3 protein-coding genes are annotated in these 2,452 nt (G+C 52.5%); all 3 read right to left on the reverse strand.

Features of this window, described 5'->3' with window-relative positions; translation table 11 throughout:
- On the reverse strand, positions 1–1,134 hold a 1,134-nt coding region (locus PSI15_RS17600; RefSeq protein WP_273584647.1), incomplete at its 3' end, for a hemagglutinin repeat-containing protein.
- The gene (locus PSI15_RS17605; RefSeq protein WP_273584648.1) at positions 1,134–1,364 is read right to left on the reverse strand and encodes a hypothetical protein; all 231 of its coding nucleotides are present in this window, start codon (positions 1,362–1,364) and stop codon (positions 1,134–1,136) included. The genes PSI15_RS17605 and PSI15_RS17600, both read right to left, overlap by 1 nt.
- Positions 1,361–2,452: VENN motif pre-toxin domain-containing protein (locus tag PSI15_RS17610; RefSeq protein ID WP_273584650.1), on the reverse strand; the 1,092-nt coding region annotated here is incomplete at its 5' end. The genes PSI15_RS17605 and PSI15_RS17610, both read right to left, overlap by 4 nt.

Here is a 2,452-nt window from a genome sequence, read left to right on the forward strand (position 1 = left end):
ACCGCTCAGGGTACTGAGGTGCAGCCGGTCTTCCTCCCGCCGGTTACTCACCGACGAGGTCCGGCTGTCGGCTTCCAGCTGCGTGCTGTTGGTGGTGGTTTCCGCCAGCAGGTTCACATTGCCGCCGGCCTGCACCTGCGCCGTTCCCCCGGCGCTGGCCTGGCTCCCCTGCAACGTGATGTCCTGGCCGGCGCGCAGGCTGAGGTTACCCCCGGCATTAAGCTGACTGCCCAGCGCCTGTTGCCACTCGCCGCTGACGGTCGCCATCCGCTGCCCGGCCTCTTCCATGCCGTCGCTGGTGCGGTTGCCCATCGCCCCGGCAATCACGTCAATGTTCCCCGTCGTGGTGCTTCTGGCGGCAGCAATCTCCAGATTATCACGCGCATTCAGGCTGAGATGACGGGTGGCTTCCAGTTTCGCCCCGCGCAGCTGGATATCCCCGCCACGCAGGCTGAGTTCCCGGGCGCTCATTGAGGCCTGGCGCAGGGCATCCTGCAAATTGGTGCTTAGGGTCAGGCTCTCCGCCTGCACGTCAATGCGCTCTGCGCGGATATCCCCGCCCTGATGCAGGAACTGGTCCGCATCAATGTTCAGGGCCCGCTCGGCAAACAGGTTACCGGTGTTCGTCAGGCTATTGGCGGACAGTTGCAGGTTACCCCCGCCAATCAGGGCACCCTGCCCGGTCAGCCGCAGCGTGGTGTTGGCCAGATAGACCTTCGGCACCCACACCGTCTGCGGGCCACTGCCCGTCTCCACCGTCTCGCTCACCAGCCAGACGATATCCTGCTGCAATGCCGCAATCTGGGCCGGCGTCAGTGCCACGCCCGGCACCAGCCGGAAGTCATTGGCCACCTTCGTCCCGTTGTTCATCAGGGCCTGGTACTGTGCCATCGCATCGTCACCGCGCACGGAAGGGCGGCCGGTCAGTTTGAGTATCTGCTCACGCACCAGGCGTTGCTCATAGAAGCCGTCCCCCAGCCGTTTATGCACCTGCGCCGGGTCATACCCCACCCGCTGCAACAGGTAATCGCTGCTGATAAACCGGGTCCGGCTGGTAAAGCGTTCATCGGTGACCACCAGATCCCAGTTCTTGAAACTGGGATCTGAATTTAGCTTAGATTTTCTTAATAACATCAATGTCTTTTATGTTGGATGTAATTTACTAAACAAACAACAGCCCCTAAGAATATTCCCATAACAAATCCTAAACCAAGAGCTTCAACTACATCCTTATAGCCAATAGAAAATACACCCGTTTCAAAATAAAAAACAAATTTAACGAATAGCTTTATCACCATAACTACGATGAACATGCCTACACTCTGTACTAAGGACCAAAATAAAAAATAGATTATAAATTTCATTTTTTATCCTTAGAGTTAGAGTTTAACTCATCAGTGACTACTTTATTTGTAACTTCGGCTCCGAAAGCTCCGCCTACGCTACCAGCAATATTAGGAATCGGAGATACCAAAGGTGGTGCCGATATATAAGGATTGATTAAACTAAATCTTTCTTTGAACCCATTTGACCAAGGATTTATTTTGCCATCAAAGTAGTTAGTGGTTCCTATCGTTACGCCATATCCCACTGATGAGCCTAAAAAAGCACCTCCCATTGATACCCAAGGTGATTGACCATCAATTACGCTAGAAACTCCTGCACCTAGTGTATTAGTTGTTGTTGTCCCCCAATATCCCATTCCTGGAGTTATTCCCCCAGTAACCAATGCTGTTCCAAAACTGGCATAGCTAAAATCTATGTCAGGATTCTCGTAAATATTGTAACCCTGCATCCCTGCGTTTGCTAAACCTGTAGTACCAACACCTATCGCCCTATTCGCAATCGTTGTACTTCCGAACCAATTGGAAACAGCAGGTGCTGCTGCCTTGCTTAACGCTGGTAAGGCAAGCGTAATTGTTGCGATTGCTGCACGAGGAATATTATTGGTTTTCTGCCATGTCTCGTAATTATCAATTACGGGCGTAAGCTGATTGATACTATATTCTGCCAACTTTCTACAATCGGCATCACAACCCGATGATTGAACAAGATTAATGAGTTCTTTCTGTTGTTTTTCCAAATAATCTTTCGTGATCCTTGTTTCCACTGCTTTCCGTTGCTGATCTTGATCTGCTTTACTAGCAACCTCGACTAAACGATTCCTTTCTTCATCCGTCGACGCTGCCCTGTATTTTTCCAGCCATGAGGTGATTTGATCTGCGCTCAGATAGTTCGCTTCAACCGCGTTCTTCGCTGTCTGCGCCCCATCAACCCCGCCTGCCGTGGAATCGGTCGCCAGCCCGGCCACCAGCCCGCCTGCAATTGTAGACAAATTGCTGACTTTTTCCTTCTCATCCGGTGAAAGTTCATCCATGGTTTTGCCGCCGTAAAGTGCACCCGCAATCGCCGAGGCCGCCAGTTCCCCGCTGGCCGCACCTACCGCGCCGGC

It is taken from the genome of Xenorhabdus sp. PR6a, assembly GCF_028599065.1.
In the GTDB taxonomy this organism is placed as follows: domain Bacteria; phylum Pseudomonadota; class Gammaproteobacteria; order Enterobacterales; family Enterobacteriaceae; genus Xenorhabdus; species Xenorhabdus doucetiae.